This is a genomic window from Vibrio sp. 1288 (assembly GCF_033344475.1).
Genome location: NZ_JAWPOX010000588.1, coordinates 1 through 672, shown reverse-complemented (window position 1 = coordinate 672; position 672 = coordinate 1). Strand labels below are relative to the sequence as shown.

At 50.1% G+C, this 672-nt stretch carries 1 protein-coding gene; it reads right to left on the bottom strand.

Features of this window, described 5'->3' with window-relative positions; translation table 11 throughout:
• The coding region (locus tag R8O11_RS28190) for a dipeptide/oligopeptide/nickel ABC transporter ATP-binding protein (protein ID WP_318194995.1) at window positions 1–672 on the bottom strand (672 nt) is incomplete at both ends.

Genomic DNA, 672 nt, shown 5'->3' with positions numbered 1-672 from the left:
AAGATCGCGTGCGTGTCACCCCATTCAACGATTTGCCCTTTATACATCACCGCTGTTTCTTCAGCGATGTAGTGCGCGGTGGCGAGGTCGTGGGTAATGTACAAAAAGCCAATCCCAAGCTCTTGCTTCATACGCTGCATCAAGTTCAATACGCCTAAGCGAATTGACACATCCAGCATCGATGTTGGCTCATCGGCCAAAATTATTTGTGAACCGACGGCCAGTGCGCGTGCGAGGTTTACTCGCTGACGCTGACCGCCGCTGAGTTCGTGCGGGTACTTGTTTAACGTCTCTTCTGGCAATTCCACCAGCTTGAGAAGTTCGTCCAATCGCGCCGGGATCTCGCGGTCATGCTGCACCTGCTTGTGGATTTTCAACGGGCGAGTTAAATGATGACGAATTGTGTGGGTCGGGTTCAGCGATCCAAAAGGGTCTTGAAACACCATTTGTAACTTACTGCGATAATCTTGAATATCGTGTCGTGAGGTGATGTCATTGATGTTGGTGCCGTTAAATAGAATTTCCCCTTCGCTCGCCGGGTAAACCTTTGTGATTAGCCTTGCACACGTGCTTTTACCGCAGCCTGATTCGCCAACGAGAGCCAATGTTCGCCCTGCGTAAAGATCAAAACTGACGCCTTGCAACGCTCGAAAAGTCTCTTCTTTGGCAAAG